This window comes from Streptomyces sp. L-9-10, from assembly GCF_004151105.1.
Taxonomy (GTDB): Bacteria; Actinomycetota; Actinomycetes; order Streptomycetales; family Streptomycetaceae; genus Streptomyces.
The window spans coordinates 193,846-214,603 of record NZ_PHRF01000090.1; the positions used below are offsets into that span (position 1 = coordinate 193,846).

Below are 20,758 nucleotides of genomic sequence, written 5' to 3' on the forward strand. Positions count from 1 at the left end.
GGTGACGAACCGTACGGACCCGGCTCGCGCATCCGCGCGGCCTTCCGTCTGGTATGTACGCCGACCCGCCCACGAGGTCACCGGGATATCCGCACGCGATCGGTCACGTACGGGCAACGGGCAGGTCTTCGGACTCGCGGGCACGTCTGCCGGGGCAGATTCCTACTGGCCGTCGCTTCCCAGATCCGCGGTCGGATCCAGTGCGTATGACGGCGGTCGTTCCCGCTCACCGCTGCGGGGCAGTCCCGGATTCCCACCGGGTTCCCTCTTACGACGCGCCTGCCTGGCGGACAGGGCGAACCAGCTGCACGGTCCAGCCTAGAGGGCGGACCATTCCTCGCGCACCACCGCTCACATTCCGGAACGTGACATGAGACACGGGATCCGCCCCCGGGGGCAGGTCGTCAGGGACGGCTGGTGAGGTAGCCGCCCATGGAGGTGAAGTACTCGGTCGCGGGCAGCTCGCGGCCGTCCTCCGTCCGTACGCGGGTGATGGCCAGGCCGTGGTTACGGCCGGTGCGGGCGTCCGCGCCGGCGACGATCACCACGCCCTCGCCCTCGCGGTAGAAGACGCGGCCGGGAGTGCCTCCGTAGCGGCCCTCCGAAACGACCGCGGTCAGGACCTCCAGGCGCTTGCCCCTGTGGAAGGTGAAGGCGCTCGGGTACGGCGCGGACTGGGCGCGGACCAGGCGCTCCAGGACGTCGGCCGGCCAGTCCCAGTTGATCCGGATGTCCTCCTCGGCCCGCTTGTGGAAGAAGGTGGCCTCGGAGCGGTCCTGCTTGGTGAACTCGGTCTGCCCGGAGGCGATCCGGTCCAGGGCGCCGACCGTCACGGGGGCGATGAGGCCGACGGTCTTGTGGAACAGATCGGTGGCGGTGTCGGTGGGCTCCACGGTCACCGCGCGCTGGTCCACGATGTCGCCCGCGTCGAGCACCTCGTCCATCATGTGGGCCGTGACGCCGACTTCCGGTTCCCCGTTGATGAGGGCCCAGATCAGCGGCGAGAAACCGGCGTACTTCGGCAGAAGCGAGTCGTGGATGTTCAGCGTGCCGAAGCGGGGAAGGCCGTAGATCCGCGGCGGGATCCACGTGCGCCAGTTGTTGGCCACGATGATGTCCGGACCGGCTTCCTTGAGCCGCTGGAACAGCTCCTCGTCGTCCGGCCTGTTGCGGATGATGACGGGGACGCCGTGCTCTTCGGCCAGGTCGGCGACCGAGTCGCTCCAGATCTTCTCGTAGGCGTGCTCGCTCTTGGGGTGTGTCACGACCATCACCACGTCGTGCTCGGAGTCCAGGAGCGCTCGCAGGGTGCGATGTCCCCAGGTCTGGTAACCGAACATGACGACCCGCATGGGGTTCCTCCTCAGAAGAGCGAATGATCGCAGTAAGTAAAGCAAGCCTTACCTAAGGATGCAACGGGCGCCGTTCTGAGGGCCGTTCGGCACCGGGGTGGGTCACTTGTCCGATTCATCCGGTCGACAGGTCGACCTAGGTCAGGTTAGCTTTACCTAAGTTCGACTGGCCGGTGTTCTCGGCGGGCTCGGCGTCTTCGTTTCTTCTCACCCACGCCTGACAGGCGGCTGTCCCGCACGATGGGAGTGACATGTCACAGGTTCTTCCTGGCGACGCACCTCTGATCCACGACCTCATAGGAATCGGCTTCGGGCCGTCCAATGTGGCCATGGCGATCGCGCTCAGCGAGCACAACGCGAGCGTCGGCAGGCAGGAGGCGGTCACTGCTCACTTCTTCGAGAGCCAGCCGAACTTCGGCTGGCACCGCGGCATGCTCATCGACGACGCGACGATGCAGGTGTCCTTCCTCAAGGACCTGGTGACGCTGCGCAACCCGTCCAGCGAGTACACGTTCCTGCGGTACCTGCAGAGCAAGGGCCGGCTGATCGACTTCGTCAACCACAAGAACCTCTTCCCGCTCCGCGTCGAGTTCCACGACTACTTCGAGTGGGCCGCGGCGAAGGTCGACGACATGGTCTCCTACGGCCACGAGGTCATCGCCGTCGCCCCCGTCATACGCGACGGAGTCGTGGAGTACGTCGATGTGACGGCCCGTTCGGGCACGGAGACGGTCGTCCACCGCGCCCGCAACCTCGTCATCGGCACCGGTCTGCGCCCCCTCCTGCCGGAGGGGATCGAGCGGACCGAGCGGGTCTGGCACAACTCCGACCTCCTGGCGAAGGTGGACAGCCTGGAAGGCGCGGACCCCACTCGCTTCATCGTCGTCGGCGCCGGCCAGAGCGCCGCCGAGAACGTGGCGTACCTGCACCGCCGCTTCCCGGGCGCCGAGATCTGCGCCGTCTTCTCCCGTTACGGCTACAGCCCCGCCGACGACAGCAGCTTCGCCAACCGCATCTTCGACCCCGAGGCGGTCGACGAGTACTTCACGGCCCCCGACGACATCAAGCGGCGGCTGATGGACTACCACGGCAACACCAACTACTCCGTCGTGGACATCGATCTGATCGACGACCTGTACCGGCAGGCGTACCAGGAGAAGGTCCTGGGCACCGAGCGGCTGCGCTTCCTCAACATCTCGCGGCTGACCGCCGTCGAGGAGGCCGAGGGCCAGGTCCGCGCCACCATCACCTCCCTGGTCAACGGTGAGGAAGAGGTACTGGACGCCGACGTCGTGGTCCTCGCCACCGGCTACAGCCAGGCGGACCCCCTCGGCCTCCTCGGCGAGGTCGCGGACAGCTGCCACCGCGACGGCCAGGGCCGTGTGCGCGTCGAGCGGGACTACCGCATCACGACGGACCCCGAACTGCGCTGCGGCATCTACCTCCAGGGCGGCACCGAGCACACGCACGGCATCACGTCGTCCCTGCTCTCCAACACCGCGATCAGGGTCGGCGAGATCCTGGACTCGATCCTCGACCGTGGCCAGGAGCCCGCGCGGGGCGAGTCCCGGCCGGTCGCCGACGGCATCGGCTCCGTGCGCTGAGGACTCCTCCGTCCCCGAGCCCCCTCCCTGACAGACCTCCCCGATCCCACCGCCACGCTCGCCTCCTGGCGCCGTCGTACGCGACGGGCGTGGCACGCACCGTGCAATCCCCGTGAAAGGAACAACCGTGTCCACTGGTACGCGCCCCCGTCTGACGCGTTTCGTCAGATACGTCCCCCGTGTGGCGGTCGCCACCGCCGCCGCACTCGCTCTGTCCGCCTGTGGGGGCGGTACCGACACGGCCGAGTCGAAGCCCTCGGGCGCGGCGGGCGACTCGTCGGCCGCCTTCCCGGTGACGGTGGAGCACAAGTACGGCAGCACGACGGTCGAGGCGGAGCCGAAGAGGGTGGTCACCCTGGGCCTGTCGGACCAGGACGCGGTGCTGGCGCTCGGCGTCAAGCCGGTCGGGGCGGTCGACTGGTTCAAGGAGCAGCCGTACGGCAAGTGGCCCTGGACGAAGGACAAGTGGGGCTCCACCAAGCCGGAGATCGTCGGCGAGCGTGACGAGTACAACATCGAGAAGATCGCGGCGCTGAAGCCGGACCTGGTCATCGCGCAGTACTCGGGGATGAAGAAGGAGCAGTACGACACGCTGTCGAAGTTCACCAAGGTCGTCGCCCAGCCCAAGGGCCTGCCCGACTACGGGGCGTCCTGGCAGGTGATGACCCGGCAGATCGGCAAGTCCCTCGGCAAGGAGGCGGAGAGCGAGAAGCTGATCTCGGGCATCGACGCGCGCTTCAAGGCCGTGCGCGAGAAGAACCCCGGGTTCGCCCGGAAGACCCTCGCCGTCGCCGACAGCTTCGAGGCGGGCAAGTACTCGGGCTTCACGAAGACCGACCCGAAGTCGATCTTCTTCTCCGAGCTGGGATTCAAGCTGAAGCCCGAGCTGGACACTCTGGCGAAGCCGGGCTGGAACGTGGCCGAACTGAGCGCCGAGAAGCTGAACGTGCTCGACGTCGACCGTCTCGTCTGGGTCACCTCCAGCACGGAGGCCAACGACCGCATCAAGGCCGAGCCGCTCTACCGGAAGCTGAAGGTCCACCAGGAGAAGCGTGACCTGTTCGTCCCGTACCAGGACCCGGACATCGGCGCGGCCTTCTCCTTCAACACCGTCCTCTCGATTCCCTACGCCATCGACGAGGTCGAGCCGCTGATCGCGGCCATCAAGTAAGCGCCGGTCCAACGGGGTCCCGCCCCTCCGCGCCCGGCAGGAGCGCGGAGGGACGGGACCCGCGACACACCTCACTGACGTACCACCAGGGAAAGGCCCTTTCGAACGATGTTTGACGTCGAGTCGGACCGGACATCCGCTTCCGGCATACCCGTCACGGGTGGGCAGTCCGGTATCTGGCTTGCCCAGCAGATCGACCCGGATAGCTCCGCCTACAACATCGTCTTCGCTCTGGACCTGCGAGGCCGCATCGACCTCGACCGCCTGGCCGCCTCCGTCCGGCAGGCCGTCGGGGAGGCCGAGAGCCTGCACGTGCGGGTGGACGCCGGGGACGGCGGACCCCGGCAGACGCCCGCACCCGTCCCCTTCGACGTCCCGGTCGTCGACCTGCGCGGTGCCCCGGACCCCGAGCGGGCCGCCGCCGACTGGATGGACGCCGAGCGCGATCGCCCGGCCGATCCGGCCGGGGGCGCCCTCTTCGCCCAGGCCCTGCTGCGCCTGACGGACGACCACGTCACCTGGTACCAGCGCTACCACCACATCGTCAACGACGGCATGGGCGTCGCGCTCATCACGCGCCGGGCGGGGGAGATCTACACCGACGGCGACCGGTCTCCCGCCCCCGGCGACTGGCGGATCTCCCGTCTGGTCGAGGCGGACCTGGCCTACCGCGCCTCGGACCGCCATCAGGAGGACCGCGCCTACTGGCTGGCCCGCATGGCCGAACGCCCCGAGCCCGTACGCCTCGTGGAACGCGCCCCGGCGCTCATGACACGGCGGCTGCGACGCACATCGGACCTGTCCGCCGCACGCGTCCAGTCGCTGTACGCCGCCGCCGAGCGGGCCGGCACCCGCGTCTCCCGCCTGCTCATCGCGGCCGTGGCCGCCTACCTGCACCGTGTCAGCGGCGAGCGCGACCTCGTCCTCGGCCTGCCGATCGCCGCCCGCCAGGACGCCGTGTCGGCCGGCATCCCCGGCATGGTGTCCAACATCGTCCCGCTGCGGCTCTCCGTCCGTCCGGACACGACCGGCACCGAGCTTCTGGCCGGCGTACGCGACGCGGTCACCGAGGCGGTCGACCACGGGCGCTACCGCGCCGAGGACCTCGCCAGGGAACTGGGCCTGGCCGACGGCGTGCCCGAGCTCGTCGGCCCGACGGTCAACGTCCTGCCCCGCGGCGACGACCTGCGGTTCTCCGACCACGAGAGCGCACTCGAACCGGTCTGGGTCGGCCCCGTCAGCGACCTGGCCCTCAGCTTCGCCGAGACCCGTGGGGGACTGGGTTTCCGGGTCCACATCGACGCCGACGCGGACATGTGCGACGAGAACACCCTGCGCGCCCACGAGCGCCGCTTCCTGGCGCTGCTGGCCGACCTGTCCGAGGACCTGGACCGCCCCGTCGGCCGCATCGAGCTGACCTCGGGCGCGGAACGCGCCCGGCTCCTCGACGAGTTCGGCGTGTCACCGCGCGAGACGGCCGACCTCTCCTGGCCCGCCGCGTTCGAGCGCCAGGTCCGCCGCGCCCCGGACTCCGTCGCCCTCGTCTGCGAGGACAGGGAGCTGACCTACGCCGAACTGAACGCGGCGGCCAACCGGCTGGCCCGCCTCCTCGCCGCCCGTGGCGTGGGCGCCGAGGACGTCGTCGCCGTGGCCATGCCGCGTTCCCCCGAACTCGTGGTGTCGCTGCTCGCGGTCATGAAGGCGGGGGCCGCCTATCTGCCCCTGGACGTCGACCACCCGCAGGACCGCGTCCGCTACATGCTGGACGACGCCGGGGCACGCACCGTCATCACCACCCGTGAGCTGTCCGACGTCCTCCCGAAGACCGCCGGCGTCGGCCACCTGCTGCTCGACGACCCGTCCGTGGCCTCCGCGTGCGCCGCCCTCGACGCCACGGACCCGGATGTGCCCCTCACCCTGGACCGGGCCGCGTACGTCATCTACACCTCGGGCTCCACCGGCCGGCCCAAGGGCGTCGTCGTCTCGCACGACGGCGTCGGCAGTCTCGTCGCCACCGCCACCGACCGCATCGGCATCACATCCGACAGCCGCGTCGTCCAGTTCGCCTCCGCCGGTTTCGACGTGACGGTCTGGGACCTGATCATGTCCCTGTGCGTGGGCGGTCGCGTCATCGTCGTCCCCACCGAGCGGCGCGTCGCCGGACCCGCCCTCACGGACTACATCGCCCACCATCGCGCCACCCACATGATCCTGCCGCCGTCCCTCGTCTCGGCCCTGCCGCAGGAGTGCGACCTGCCCGACGGCGCCGTGCTGATCGTCGGCACCGAAGCGGTGCCCAGTGAGCTGATCGGCCGCTGGTCGGGCCGGCTCCGGGTGGTCGTCGCGTACGGCCTCACCGAAGCCACCGTCAACTCCACCCTGTGGACCGCCACCCCGGACAGGCCGGGACCCGCCCCCATCGGCGAGCCCGACCCCAACACCCGTGCCTACGTGCTCGACTCCGCGCTCCGCTGCGTACCGGTCGGCGCCGTCGGTGAGCTGTACGTCGCCGGACGCGGCCTCGCCCGCGGCTACCTCGGCAGGCCGGGGCTCACCTCCGAGCGCTTCGTCGCCGACCCGTACGCGGCCGAGCCGGGCGCGCGCATGTACCGGACGGGCGACCGCGTCCGCTGGGCCGCCGACGGCAACCTGGAGTTCCTGGGCCGCGCCGACGGACAGATCAAGATACGCGGACACCGCATCGAGCCCGGCGAGATCGAGAGCGCCTTCATGGCCTGCCCCGGCATCGCCCAGGCCGCCGTCCTCGTCCGCGAGGACCACCGGAGCGCCAAGCGGCTCGTCGCCTACCTCGTGGCCGAGGCGGGTACGGACGCGGACGCCTCCGTGGCGGGCGCGCGTGCCCGGATCGCCGAGGCGCTGCCCGATCACATGGTCCCTTCCGCCGTCGTACGGCTCGACGGGCCGCTGCCGCTGACGCCCAACGGCAAGCTCGACAGCCGCGCCCTGCCCGAGCCCCGGTGGACCGCGACGGCAGGCGGCGACGCGCCCACCACCCCGGCCGAGACCACGCTCGCCGCGCTGTTCGCCGAGGTGCTCGGACTGCCGTCGGCCGGCGTCCACGACAGCTTCTTCGAGCTGGGCGGCGACAGCATCGTCGCGATCCAGCTGGTCAACCGCGCCCGCGACGCCGGACTCGTGATCACCCCACGCGATGTGTTCCGGCAGCGGACCGTGGCGGCGCTCGCCAGGACAGCGGGCCCGGCGGGCGCGGACGGGGCACCGGCGCCCGGGACGGCCGTACGGGTGGTCCCGCTCGACGAGGACGCCCTGCCCGTCTCCCCGCTCCAGGAAGGCTTCTTCTTCCACGCGGAGTTCGACCCGGAGGCCGGCGACCTGTATGTCGTCCAGGAACTCCTCGACCTCGCGGGCACCGTCGACCCGGACCGACTGCGTCAGTCCCTCCAACTGCTGCTCGACCGGCACCCGCTGCTGCGCGCCTCGTTCCGCCAGCTCCCGGGCGGCGACGTCGTCCAGCGCATCCCCGACCACGCGGCCCTTCCGTGGCGCGAGGCGGACACCGCCGACACCGCGCTGGAAGACCTGTTGCGCCAGGACCGTGCCGAGCGGTTCGACCTCGCCCGGCCGCCCTTGCTGCGGGCCGCCCTGATCCGGGACGGGCAGCGTCGGCGGCTCCTGCTCACCCTGCACCACATCATCGCCGACGGCTGGTCCGTCTCCGTCCTGCTGCGCGAACTCACCGCAGCCCACCGGGGCGAGGCCCTGCCCGAGCCGTCCGCCCCCGGGCCGTACCTCTCCTGGCTGGCCGGCCGGGACCGCGACGCCGCCCGCGACGCCTGGCGGCGGGCTCTGGCAGGTCTGGACGGCGCCACCCGGCTGACCGCCTCCGCCTCTGCCTCCTCCTCTGCGTCTCCCTCCGCCTCCTCCGTCGCGACGGGCGACGAGCAGACGGCACCGGCCGCCGGGTCCGAGCACGTCGACGTCCGGCTGCCCGAGTCGCTCACCGCCGACCTGACCGCCTTCGCCCGCGGCCACGGCCTCACCCTCAGCACCGTCGTGCACGGCGCCTGGGCCCTGCTGCTCGGCGGCCTGACCGGCAGCCAGGACATCGTGTTCGGCACCACCGTCTCCGGGCGCACCACCGAGGTCGAGGGCCTGGACTCGGCCGTGGGCCTGTTCATCAACACGGTGCCGGCCCGCGTCACCCTGCGCCCGGGGGAGTCGCCCGTCGACCTGCTGCGGCGCGTCCAGGACGAGCACGCGGCCCTCCTCGACCACCAGCACCTCGGGCTCGCCGAGATCCAGCGGATCGCGGGCGGCGGGGAACTCTTCGACACCCTCGTGGTGTTCGAGAACTTCCCGTCCGGTGACCTGTCCACCGGACAGGACGCGCTGCGCGTCACCGGCGCCGAGGTGTTCGACGCCGTGCACTACCCGCTCGCGCTGATCGTCGAGCCCGGCGCCCATCTGTCCCTGCGGTTCACGTACGACGCGGTCCGGCTCGACCAGCTGTCCGTGGCGGTGATCGCCCGCCGGTTCGAGGCGCTGCTGCGGGCACTCCTGTCCGACCCCGCCCGCCCCGTCGCCCGGGTCGGGCTGCTGTCCGGCCGGGAGCGGGAGCGCCTGACCGCGCTGAACGCCACGGCGCACCCGCTGCCCGACGCGGACGCCACCCTCGCCTCGCTCTTCGCCGCACAGGTGGCACGGACCCCGCACGCCCCGGCCGTCGTCTTCGAGGACACCACCCTGACCTACGCCGAGCTGGACCGGCGCGCGGAGGCACTCGCCCGGCGGCTGCGGGCACGCGGCGCCGGCCCGGAGCGGTTCGTCGCGGTCGCGGTGCCCCGTTCCGCGGAGCTGATGGTCGCGCTGCTCGGCGTGCACAAGGCGGGCGCCGCCTACCTGCCCGTGGACCTCGACTACCCCGCCGACCGGGTGGCGTTCATGCTCGCCGACTCCGGGGCGCGGACCGTCGTGACCACCAGCGACTCGGCCGGGCGACTGCCCGGCGTGCCGGGTCTCGGACACCTCGTCGTGGACCACGACGAGGAGGTCCCCGACACCCGGGGCGCGCACGCGGGACCCGACCACCCCGCGTACCTGATCTACACCTCCGGATCCACCGGGCGCCCCAAGGGCGTCACCGTCACCCACCGGGCGATCGTCAACCGCCTCGGCTGGATGCAGGGCGCGTACGGACTCACCGCCGACGACCGGGTGCTCCAGAAGACCCCGTCCAGCTTCGACGTGTCCGTCTGGGAGTTCTTCTGGGCCCTGACCGAGGGCGCGACGGTCGTCCTCGCCCGGCCCGACGGCCATCGCGACCCGGCGTACCTGGCCGAGCTGATCCACGCCCGGCGGATCACGACGGCGCACTTCGTACCGTCGATGCTGGCCGCGTTCGTCCAGGCGATGGACGCCGCCGCCGACGCCCCGGACTGGACGGCGAGCCTGCGCCGGGTGTTCTGCAGCGGCGAGGCCCTCACCGGACCGGACGCCCGCCGCTGGCGGGAGCTGACGGCCCGGCACAGCCAGGGCCCCGTACCGCTGCACAACCTGTACGGCCCCACCGAGGCGGCCGTCGACGTCACGTACTTCCCGTACGAGGGCGGTACCGAGCCCGCCGTGCCCATCGGCCGGCCCGTGTGGAACACCCGGCTGTACGTGCTCGACGCCTTCCTGCGCCCCGTCCCGGACGGCGTGCCCGGCGAGCTGTACCTGGCCGGCGTCCAGCTGGCCCGCGGCTACCACCACCGGCACGGCCTGACCGCCGAGCGGTTCGTCGCCGACCCGTTCGGCGGGCCGGGCGAGCGGATGTACCGGACCGGCGACCTGGTCCGGCGCCGCGCCGACGGCGCCGTCGAGTACCTGGGGCGCACCGACCGGCAGGTGAAGATCCGCGGCAATCGCGTCGAGCTGGGCGAGATCGAAGCCGCCCTGGCCGCCCTGCCGGGTGTCGCCCGCCCCGCCGTCATCGTCCGTGACGGGGTGCTTCTGGGCTACGCCGTACCCGCCCCCGGCGCCGCCCTGGACGCCGAAGCCCTCCACCGGGCGCTCGCCGGGGCACTGCCCGCGGCGATGGTGCCGACGGCCGTCGTGGCCGTCGGCGAACTGCCGCTGACACCCAGCGGCAAGCTCGACCAGAACGCCCTGCCCTCGCCGTCCGTCGTTCCCGGGGCCGGTGGCCGGGCGCCCCGGGACGAGCGCGAACGCGCCCTGTGCGAGATCTTCACCGACGTCCTCGGCCTGGCCGGGATCGGTGCCGACGACGACTTCTTCATGCTCGGCGGCGACAGCCTCACCTCGATCGCCGTCGCCACCGGGGCCCGTGAAAGGGGACTGACCATCAGCCCGCGCGATGTGTTCGAGCACCGCACGCCCGCCGCGCTCGCCGCGGCGGCCGCGAGCGCGCCCGCGGAGCCCGCTCCCGCCGACCGGCCCGGTACCGACGCGCCCACCGGCGCCGTGACCGTGTCCGCCGCCGAGGCCGGGCAGGCCGCCGCCGCCCTCCAGGCCGTGCTCGCCCAGCAGCAGCGGTCCGGGGCAGGCGCCGACCCGGCCCTGAAGGCGCTCCTGGACCAGCTGACCGCCGGCCTGCCGACGGAGTCCCCGGCCCCCGCGCCGCTGGGCGGACTGGAGTTGTCGCCGGAGGAGAACGCCCGCGTCGAGGCCGTCGCCGGGCTGCCGGTCGCCGACATCTGGCCGCTCTCCCCGCTCCAGGAGGGCATGTACTTCCACGCCACCTACGACGCGGGAGACGCGCTCGACGTCTATCTGTCGCAGGAGACCCTGGACTTCGACCACCGCCTGGACATCGCCCGGCTGCGCGCCGCCTGCCGGGCCCTCCTGGAGCGCAACGCCAGCCTGCGCGCCGGGTTCACCAGCGACGGCCCGCCCCGGCCCGTGCAGTTCATCGTGGACGGTGCCGAGATCCCGCTGGTGGAGACCGACCTCTCCGGACTGCCCGCGGAGGAGCGGCGCGCCCGCGTGGACGAGCTGCTCGCCGCCGACCGCCGCAGGCGCTTCGACCTGTCGGCGCCGCCGCTCTGCCGCCTCCAGCTGATCCGGCTCGACGACGGCCGCGACCGGCTCGTCGTCACCCACCACCTCATCCTGTGGGACGGCTGGTCCGCGTGGCTGTTCCTGGAAGAACTGTTCACGCTCTACGAGCGGGCCGGCGACACCACGGGCCTGCCCGCCCCCGGCTCCTACCGCGACTACCTGGCGTGGCTCGACGAGCAGGACACGAGCCGGGCCCTCGACGCGTGGCGCGGCGCGCTCGGCGGTCTCGACGAGCCGACCCTCGTCGCCCCGACGGGCCGCGACGCGGATCCGGTCATCCCGGCCGACTTCGACGCGGTGCTGACACGGGAGACCAGCGACCGGCTGCGCGCCGTGGCCCGGCGGCACGGCCTCACCCTGAACACGGTGCTCAACGCCGCCTGGGGCCTGGTCCTCTCCGCGATGACCGGCCGCGACGACGTCGTCTTCGGCACGGCGGTCGCCGGACGGCCCGCGGACGTGCCGAACGTCGCCGGCATCATCGGCATGTTCCTCAACACCATCCCGGCACGGGTCGGGTTCACGCCGGACGAGCCGCTGCTCGACCTGCTGCGCGGCATGCAGTCCGAGCGGGCCGCCGTCATGCCGTACGAGTACGTCGGACTCGGCACGATCCAGCAGGAGACCGGCCACCGACGCCTGTTCGACACACTGTTCGTGCTCCGTTCCGCCGACGGCGAGGACCGGGCGGCGGAGCTCCGGCAGCGGCACGGCATCACCGACGTGTCGAACGTGGACGGCACCCACTTCCCGCTCACGCTCATCGTCACGCCCGAGACCCGGCTGCGGGTGACCCTGGCGGCCCGGCCCGACCTGTTCGGCGCGGAGGCCGCGACCACGATCCTCGGACGGTTCACCACCGTCCTCGAACGGCTCGGGGAGAGCCTCGCCGCCCCGGACGCCGCCTCCGCCCGTACCGTCGGCGTGGACCTGCTGCTGCCGCCGGAGCGCGCCGCCCTGACGGCCGGGTGGGCAGGCAGCCGGGAGCCCGTGCCGAACGAGACCATCGCCGACATGCTGACGGCCCAGGTCGGCCGTACCCCCGACGCCGTGGCGCTGGTCTTCGGCGAGCGCGCCCTCACGTACGCCGAACTGGACGCGCGCGTCAACCGGTTCGCCCGCCTGCTTCTCGCCCGGGGCGCGGGACCGGAGAAGGTCGTGGCGCTGGCGCTGCCCCGGTCCATCGACATGGTGGCCGCGCTGTTCGCCGTCCTGCGCACCGGCGCCGCGTACCTGCCGCTGGACCTGGACCACCCGGCCGACCGGCTGCGGCTGATGGTCGAGGACACCGGACCCCTGTGCCTCGTCTCCACCACGGCGGTCGCCCCGGCCCTCCGCGGTGACACCGGCGCGGCGGCTCCCGAACTCCTCCTGGACGACGAGGCCGTGGCCGCCGAACTGGCGGCCCTGCCCGGCGGGGAGATCGCGGACGACGAGCGGCGCGCGTTCGCCCACGACGTGCGGGACCGGCTGGAACACCCGGCGTACGTCATCTACACCTCCGGCTCCACCGGCCGCCCCAAGGGCGTCGTCACCCCCTACCGGGGACTGACCAACATGCAGCTCAACCACCAGAAGGAGATCTTCGACCCGGCCATCGCCTCGGCCGGCGGACGGCGGCTGCGCATCGCGCACACGGTGTCCTTCGCCTTCGACATGTCCTGGGAGGAACTGCTCTGGCTCGTCGAGGGCCACGAGGTGCACGTCTGCGACGAGGATCTGCGCCGCGACGCCGAGGCGCTGGTCGCCTACTGCGACCGGCACCAGGTCGACGTGGTCAACGTGACCCCCACCTACGCCCAGCTCCTCATCGAGGAGGGCCTCCTCGACCGGGACGACACGGCCGGCAAGCACCGCCCGGCTCTCGTCCTCCTCGGCGGCGAGGCCGTCTCCGACACCGTATGGACGAAGCTGCGCCGCACCGACGGCACCTACGGCTACAACCTGTACGGGCCGACCGAATACACCATCAACACCCTCGGCGGCTCGACGACGGACAGCGCGACCCCCACGGTCGGCATGCCCATCCGCAACACCCGCGCCTACGTCCTGGACGCCATGCTGCGCCCGGTTCCGCCGGGCAGCCCCGGTGAGCTGTACATCGCCGGCACCGGTCTGGCCCGCGGCTACCACGACCGTCCCGCTCTGAGTGCCGAGCGGTTCGTCGCGGACCCGTTCGGGGAGCCGGGCGAGCGGATGTACCGCACGGGCGACCTCGTACGGCAGCGCCCCGACGGCCTGCTCGACTTCCTGGGCCGTACCGACGACCAGGTGAAGATCCGCGGCTACCGGATCGAACTGGGCGAGATCTCCACGGCCCTGTCCTCGCACCCCGAGGTCGCCCACGCGGCGGTCGTCGTGAACGAGAGCACCGGCACGAAGCGCCTGGTCGGCTACTTCGCGCCGGAGGACGGCACGGAGCCGGGCGAGCACCTGCTCCAGCGGCTGCGCGACCACCTGAAGACGGGGCTGCCCGACTACATGGTCCCGTCCGCGCTCGTCCCCGTGGACACGCTGCCGCTCACCGTCAACGGCAAGCTGGACGTACGGGCCCTGCCCGCCCCGGACTTCGCCGCGACGGGCACGAGCCGCGATCCCCGCACGCCGCGCGAGGAGACGCTGTGCGCCCTCTTCGCGGAGGTGCTCGGCCTGCCCGAGGGCAGCGTCGGCATCGACAGCGACTTCTTCGAGCTGGGCGGCCACTCACTGCTGGCCACCCGTCTCGTGAGCCGCGCCCGGACCGCGCTCGACGCCGAACTCGCGATCCGCGACCTGTTCGAGGCGCCCACCGTCGCCGAACTGGTCGAGCGCGCGGCCCGCTCCGGAGGCGCGGCCCGCCCGGCGCTGACCGCCGGTGAGCGGCCCGACGTGCTGCCCCTCTCGTACGCCCAGCAGCGGCTGTGGGTCATCCAGCAGATCGAGTGTGCCTCCGCCGCGTACAACTTCCCGCTGGTCATGCGGGTGCGCGGCGACCTCGACATCGAGGCGTGGGGCGCGGCGCTCGCCGATGTGACGGCCCGCCACGAGGCCCTGCGGACGGTGTTCGTGGAGCCCGACGGCCAGGTGATCCAGCACGTGCTGCCCGCCGACGAGGCACGGCCCGTCGTGGAGCGGCTGCGCGCCACCGAGGACGAGGTGCCCGCCCTCGTCGACGCGGCCGTCAACCGGCCGTTCGACCTCGCCGCGGAACCGCCGTTGCGCACCACGATCGTGGAGCTGACACCGCGGGACCACGTCGTCGTCCTGCTGCTGCACCACATCACCACCGACGAGTGGTCGGACCGCCCGTTCCTCCGCGACCTCGCCACCGCCTACGCGGCCCGCGTCTCCGGCGCGGCACCGCGGTGGGAGCCGCTGCCGGTCCAGTACGCCGACTACGCGCTGTGGCAGCAGCGCCTGCTCGGCGACCCGGCGGACGCGGCCGGTCTGGCGGCCCGGCAGCTGGAGTACTGGCGCACGACGCTGGAGGGCGCGCCCGAGGAGCTGGAACTGCCCACGGACCGGCCGCGCCCGGCGCGGCCGGCGTTCTCCGGCGCCGAGCTGGACCTCACGTTCGACACCGGCGTCCACGAGGGGCTCAAGCGGCTCGCCCGCGAGACCGGCGCCAGCATGTTCATGGTGGCGCACGCCGCCGTGGCCGCCCTGCTGTACCGCATGGGCGCCGGCACGGACATCCCCCTCGGCTCGCCCATCGCGGGACGCGGCGACGAAGCGCTGGACGACCTGGTCGGCTTCTTCGTCAACACGCTCGTGCTGCGCACGGACCTGAGCGGCGACCCGAGCTTCACCGAACTGCTGGCCCGGGTGCGGGAGACCGACCTGGCCGCGTTCTCGCACGCGGACGTGCCGTTCGAGTCGGTCGTGGAGAAGCTCAACCCGACGCGCTCGCTGTCCCGGAACCCACTGTTCCAGGTGATGGTCGGCTACCACGCCCGCACGGGCGACGGACTGGAACTGCCCGGCCTCCGGGCGGACTACGTGCCGTTCCGCGTCCGCTCGGCCAAGTTCGACCTCGTGTTCAGCTTCACCGAGCACACCCCGGCCGACGGGGGAGCGGGCTCACTGGGCTGCCGCCTCGAATACGCCACCGAGCTGTTCGACCACGAGACCGCCGCACGCTTCGGCGATCGCCTCCTGGCGCTCGTCGCGGCCCTCGTCGCCGCACCCGGGCAGCCCGTCTCGCGGGCGGAGATCCTCGCCGACGACGAGCGGCGGATGGTCCTGGAAGGCTTCAACACCACGGCCCGCGAGGTCGAGGAGGAGTCGTTCCCCGCGCTGTTCGCACGGCGCCTCGCCGAGCGCCCCGACGCGGTCGCCGTCGTCGACCGCGCCCGCTCCGTGACGTACGCGCGGCTCGACGCCCGCGCCAACCGCGTGGCCCGGCTGCTGGCCGCACGCGGCGTGGGCGCCGGGAGCGTGGTCGGTGTGGCCGTGCCCCGCTCGGTCGACATGGTCGCCACGGTGCTCGCCGCGATGAAGCTGGGCGCCGCGTTCCTGCCGCTCGACCTGATCCACCCGGCCGACCGCCTGACGTACATGATCGAGGACTCGCGGGCGGCGCTCGTGGTCGGCACCGAGCCGGTCGCGGGGAAGATCCCGGACGTGGCGGGCGTGCCGGTGGTGCTGCTCGACGAGCCGTCGGTGGCCGCGGAACTGGACGCTCTGCCCGAGACCGCCGTCGAGGGCGGGCGGGTCGGCCTGGACCAGGCCGCGTACGTCATCTACACGTCCGGTTCGACCGGCCGTCCCAAGGGCGTGGTCGTCCCGCACGAGGGCATCGCCAGTCTCGTCGCCACCGCGGTCGACCGGATGGGTCTCGAACGCGACAGCCATGTCCTTCAGTTCGCGTCGACCGGCTTCGACGTCTTCGCCTTCGAGCTGTCCATGGCGCTGTGCCAGGGAGGCCGGCTCGTTCTCATCACCGACGAGGCACGGGTCGCCGGCCCCGCGCTCACCGACTTCCTCGCCGACCAGCGGATCACCCATATGATCCTTCCGCCGTCCCTCGTGTCGGCCCTGCCGCCGGGATGCGAGCTGCCCGAGGGGTCGACCGTCCTGGTCGGTACGGAGACGGTGCCGCCGGACCTGTTCGAGCGGTTCGGCGACACGGCCCACCTGATCTGCGCGTACGGGCTCACCGAGGCGACCGTCAACTCCACGCTGTGGCCCGCGCGCGAGCACGGCGGGCGCCCGTCCGGCCGCGTGCCCATCGGCCGGCCCGACCCCAACACCCGCTGCTACGTCCTGGACGAGAACCTGCGGCCCGTCCCGCCGGGCGTCGCGGGCGAGCTGTACGTCTCCGGACGCGGCCTCGCGCGCGGCTACCTCGGCAAGGCCGCCCTGACGTCGGAGAGGTTCGTCGCCGACCCGTACGGCCCGCCCGGCGGCCGGATGTACCGCACCGGTGACCGCGCCCGCTGGCGCCCGGACGGCAACCTCGACTTCCTCGGGCGGGTCGACACCCAGGTCAAGGTCCGCGGCTTCCGTATCGAACTGGGTGAGATCGAGGCGGCCCTCGCCGGACACCCCTCGGTCGCGCAGGCCGCCGTGGTGCCCGACCGCGACGGCGACATCGTCCGGCTCGTCGGCTACGCCGTACCGGACGCCGGCGCGCTGGACCCGCGCGAGCTGCGCGCCCATATGGCCGGTGTGCTGCCCGAGTACATGGTCCCGGCGCTCGTCGTGCCCCTGGACGGCCCGCTGCCGCTGACCCCCAACGGCAAGCTGGACCGCAAGGCGCTGCCCGCGCCGGACTGGGCCGCGATGACCGGCGGCGCGCTCCCGGCCACCGAGGCGCAGGCCAGGCTCGCCGGTCTGTTCTGCGAGATCCTCAAGCTGGAGCAGGTCGGCATCCACGACAACTTCTTCGCGCTGGGCGGCCACTCCATGGCGTCGATGCGGCTCCTGGCCCGTATCCGCGCCGAGTTCGGGGCCGAGCTGAGCATCCGGGACGTCTTCGACGCGCTGACCGTCGCCGGTCTCGAAGGCAAGCTGAAGGACGCGTCGACGGCCCGCCCGGCACTGCGCCCGGCGCGGGAACACCGGCAGCCGCAGGCGGCCGCTCCGGTCCAGCGCTGGCAGTGGGACGCCCACCGCCGTGCCGCGCGCTTCGACCACGCGCTCGTCCTGCGCTCGTCCGGCGGTCTGGACACGGCGGCGCTGTCCGCCGCGCTGGCCGATGTGACCGCTCGTCACGAACCGCTCCGCACGGCGTTCACGGAACGGGACGGCGCGCTGTACCACCGGGCCGCCGAGCCTCCGGTCCTGGAGCCGGAGGAGTGCGACGACCTGGAGGCCCGCCTGACGGAACTGGCGGCCGGAACTCCGGACCCGGTCCGCGGGGCACCCCTCGGGGCCCACCTGCTGACGGCGGCCACGGGGGAGCAGGCGCTGCTGCTGACCATGCACTACCTGGCGGTGGACGAGTGGTCCGTCGTCCCGCTCTTCCGCGACCTGACGGCGGCGTACGCGGCCCGTGCCGAAGGCCGGGCGCCCGAGTGGCACCCACTGCCGGTCTCGTACGCGGACTACGCCCAGTGGGCCGGTGAGATCCTGGGCGACCTGGACGATCCGGACAGCAGGGGCGGCCGCCAGCTCGCCTACTGGCGGGAGACGCTGAAGGACGTACCCGCCGAGCCGGTTCTCCCGGCGGACGGCCCCCGCTCCTCCTCGCCCGGCGCCGGCCAGGTGGGCTTCGTCCTCGACGAGCGGACGCACGCGGCCGTGGACGATCTGGCCCGCGCCACCGGCACCAGCATGTTCATGGTTCTGCACTCCGCCCTGGCGGCGCTGCTCACCGCCCACGGCGCGGGCACGGACCTGCCCATCGGCACGATGGTCGCCGGCCGCACGGACGATCAACTGGCCGACCTGGTGGGCTGCTTCTTCAACACGGTCGTGCTGCGCACCGACGTGGCGGGCGACCCGACGTTCGTGGAACTGCTGTCCCGCGTCCGGGAGACCACGCTCAGCGCCCTCGACCGGCAGGAAGTCCCGTTCGAGGAGGTCGTACGGGCGACCGGACTGCCTCCGGAGGGCCCGCGGGTGATGGTGATCCATCACGAGCAGGCGGACCTGGAGCGGCTGGAAGGCGGCGTCGGCTCCCTCGACGCCGTACCGACCGGTTCGGCCCGGGCCCGGCTGACCCTCAGCTTCTACGAGCCTCAGGGTGACGGCCCCGTTCACTGCGGCCTGATCCACGCCACCGACCTGCTCTCCACCGCCGAGGCACGACGACTCGCCGACGAACTCCAGAGGCTGCTGCGTACCGTGGCAGCCGACCCGCAGCAGCCGCTCTCGGAGCTGTTCACCGCCCTGTCCACAAGGAGTGACACCGCATGACCACCAACCCGTTCGAGGACCCGCAGGGCCGCTTCCTGGTCCTGGTCAACGAAGAGAACCAGCACTCGCTGTGGCCGTCCTTCGCGGAGGTTCCCGCCGGGTGGCGGACCGCCTTCGGCGAGGACACGCGCGAGGCCTGCCTCGCGTACGTCGAGGAGCACTGGACGGACCTGCGTCCGGCGAGCCTCGTCGCTCAGCAGGGCTGACCCGCACCGCACCGCCCCGCGCGGCCGGACGCCGCCGCCCATGGAGAACCCCCTCCATGGACGGCGGCGTTCCGCGTGTGGCCGGTCCGCGGTCCGCACAGCCCTCCGACGGCGCGAGGCTCCCGCCCGGATGTGCCGGACGGGAGCCTCGCGCGAGGTGGAGAGGGGCGGACGGGCCCCGCAGGCTATGCCGGCACGGCCGGTTCCTGTTCGGGTTCCTGGCGGCTGTCGGACCACGCCGACCAGAGTTCGGCGTACCGGCCGCCCGCCGCGACGAGTTCGTCGTGGGTGCCCGTCTCGACGACGCGGCCCTCGTTCAGGACGACGACGCGGTCCGCGGTCGCCGCCTGGGGGAGGCGGTGGGCGACCATCACGCCCGTACGGCCCTCCAGCGCGCGCAGGGCGGCGGTTTCCAGCACACGGGCGCCCGCGCTGCCGGCGTCGGCGGTGGCCTCGTCCAGGATCGCGACGGGCGGATCGGCGAGAACGAGCCGGGCGAGGGCGAGTTGCTGGGCCTGGGTCACCGTGAGGCGATGGCCTCCCTCGCCCACGACCGTGGCCAGGCCCTCGGGCAGCGCGTCCGCCCAGTCCAGCGCGTCGACGCGGGCCAGCGCGGCGCGCAGCTCCTCGTCCGTCGCCTCGGGTCGGGCCAGTCGCAGGTCCTCCGAGAGCGGGCCGGCGAAGACATGGACCTCCTGGCTGATCAGGGTGACGGACTGCCGGATCCCGGCGGGGCCCAGCTCCCGGGAGTCCACGCCGCCCAGGGAGATCGCGCCCGTCTCCGGGGTGTGGACGCCCGCGATCAGCTTCGCGAGCGTGGTCTTTCCCGCGCCGCTGGCACCGACCAGGGCCACGCGTTCGCCGTCCCGCACCTCCAGGTCCACGGCGCGGAGCACCGGGTGGCCGTCCACGTACGCGTGGCCGAGGTCCACCACCTTGACCGAGCCGTCCACCGGCGCGGCGGTCCGGCCGTCGGGCTCCCGTTCGGCCGGGAGGCTCGACACGCCGACGAGACGGGCGAGGCTCGCCCCGGCGGACTGGGCGTCGTCGATGAGGAAGAGCGCCGCGTTGATCGGGTTGAACAGGCCGTGGAAGTAGAGCGCCGCCGCGGTCGCCGTACCGATGCTCACCGAGCCGCTGTCGACGAGGAGGAATCCGGTGACGAGGATCGACGTCATGCCCATGAACTCGGCGATGTTCAGGCGGGAGAAGAAGCCCGAGACGAGGCGCATGCCCCGCGCCGCCAGGTCGACGGCCGCCTGCGACCGCTGCTCCAGCAGCTCCGCGTGACGCCCGTTCAGACGGAACGCCCGTACCGTACGCACCCCGCCGACGCTGTCGAGCAGCTGGTGCTGGAGGGCGCCGGTCGCCACCCGGTGCGCGGCGTAGACGCGTGCGGCGCGCGGGATGTACCAGCGCACCGTGAGGACATGGACCGGGACGGACACCAGCACGGCGAGCAGGAAGCGCCAGTCGAGGACGGCGAGACCCCCCAGCGTCAGCACGATGGTGAGGAAGGCGCTGATGAACTCCGGCAGCGCCTGCCGAACCGCCCTCGCGATCAGGGTGACATCACCTGTGACCCGTGACGTGAGGTCGCCGGAACCGGCCCGTTCCACCCGTTCCAGCGGCAGTCGCAGCGCCCGCGCGATGAACCGTTCCCGCAGGTCCGCGAGGACCGTCTCGCCGAGCCTGGCGACGAGGGACTTGCCGATGGCGGTCGCGACGGCCCTGGCGACGGCGACCGCCAGGAGGAGCACCATCGGTACGGTCAGCGCGCCCGCGCCGCGCTCGTCCACGACCAGGTCCACGATGTGTCCGAGCAGCGGCGCGGTCAGCAGCCCGGTGCCCGTGCCGATGACCAGTACGGTCACCGCGCCCACCGTCAGCGGCCGGTGCCGGCGCAGCAGTCCGCGGACGACGGCGAGGGTCCGGGCGCCGGTGGCGGTGGGCAGGAGCTCGCGTTCCGGCGTGCCGGGTCCGCTCATCGTCCGTTCCTCGTCCTTCTCGTCCGGGTCCCGCGGGTCGCTGTTCTGAACGGTC

General features: G+C 72.6%; 6 protein-coding genes and 1 riboswitch. Of the genes, 4 read left to right on the top strand and 2 right to left on the bottom strand.

Translation table 11 applies throughout. The features are described from left to right. Positions 1–101 precede the first annotated feature (101 nt). Positions 102–320: riboswitch (cobalamin riboswitch) on the bottom strand. 84 nt (positions 321–404) lie between these two features. Beyond that, entirely contained in the window at positions 405–1,352 is a 948-nt protein-coding gene (locus tag CU044_RS21085; RefSeq protein WP_129770271.1) for a methionyl-tRNA formyltransferase, read from the bottom strand. 251 nt (positions 1,353–1,603) lie between these two features. Between CU044_RS21085 and CU044_RS21090 the strand changes: the two genes are divergently transcribed. From CU044_RS21090 to CU044_RS21105, 4 genes are all read left to right on the top strand, one after another. Beyond that, the gene (locus CU044_RS21090) at positions 1,604–2,956 is read left to right on the top strand and encodes a lysine N(6)-hydroxylase/L-ornithine N(5)-oxygenase family protein (protein ID WP_129770272.1); all 1,353 of its coding nucleotides are present in this window, start codon (positions 1,604–1,606) and stop codon (positions 2,954–2,956) included. A gap of 127 nt (positions 2,957–3,083) precedes the next feature. Next, positions 3,084–4,127: an iron-siderophore ABC transporter substrate-binding protein gene (locus CU044_RS21095; protein ID WP_205124098.1), complete on the top strand. Its 1,044-nt coding sequence runs from the start codon at positions 3,084–3,086 to the stop codon at positions 4,125–4,127. A 108-nt stretch (positions 4,128–4,235) separates the two neighbouring features. Continuing rightward, a complete protein-coding gene (locus CU044_RS21100) occupies positions 4,236–18,509 on the top strand; it encodes a non-ribosomal peptide synthetase (RefSeq protein ID WP_129770273.1) in 14,274 nt (4,757 codons plus the stop codon). Beyond that, positions 18,506–18,715, top strand: a complete 210-nt coding sequence (locus CU044_RS21105) for an MbtH family protein (RefSeq protein WP_129770274.1) — start codon at positions 18,506–18,508, stop codon at positions 18,713–18,715. Before CU044_RS21100 ends, CU044_RS21105 begins: the two co-directional genes overlap by 4 nt. Before the next feature lie 185 nt (positions 18,716–18,900). On the opposite strand, the gene CU044_RS21110 is transcribed toward CU044_RS21105, so the two are convergent. After that, entirely contained in the window at positions 18,901–20,703 is a 1,803-nt protein-coding gene (locus CU044_RS21110; protein ID WP_129770326.1) for an ABC transporter ATP-binding protein, read from the bottom strand. Between the last annotated feature and the right edge of the window lie 55 nt (positions 20,704–20,758).

Bases quoted from the DNA above. Each gene is read 5' to 3' on its own strand.
- CU044_RS21090 (WP_129770272.1), top strand. From the start codon at position 1,604: ATGTCACAGGTTCTTCCTGGCGACGCACCTCTGATCCACGACCTCATA.
- CU044_RS21105 (WP_129770274.1), top strand. From the start codon at position 18,506: ATGACCACCAACCCGTTCGAGGACCCGCAGGGCCGCTTCCTGGTCCTG.
- CU044_RS21085 (WP_129770271.1), bottom strand. From the start codon at position 1,352: ATGCGGGTCGTCATGTTCGGTTACCAGACCTGGGGACATCGCACCCTG.
- CU044_RS21110 (WP_129770326.1), bottom strand. From the start codon at position 20,703: ATGAGCGGACCCGGCACGCCGGAACGCGAGCTCCTGCCCACCGCCACC.
- CU044_RS21100 (WP_129770273.1), top strand. From the start codon at position 4,236: ATGTTTGACGTCGAGTCGGACCGGACATCCGCTTCCGGCATACCCGTC.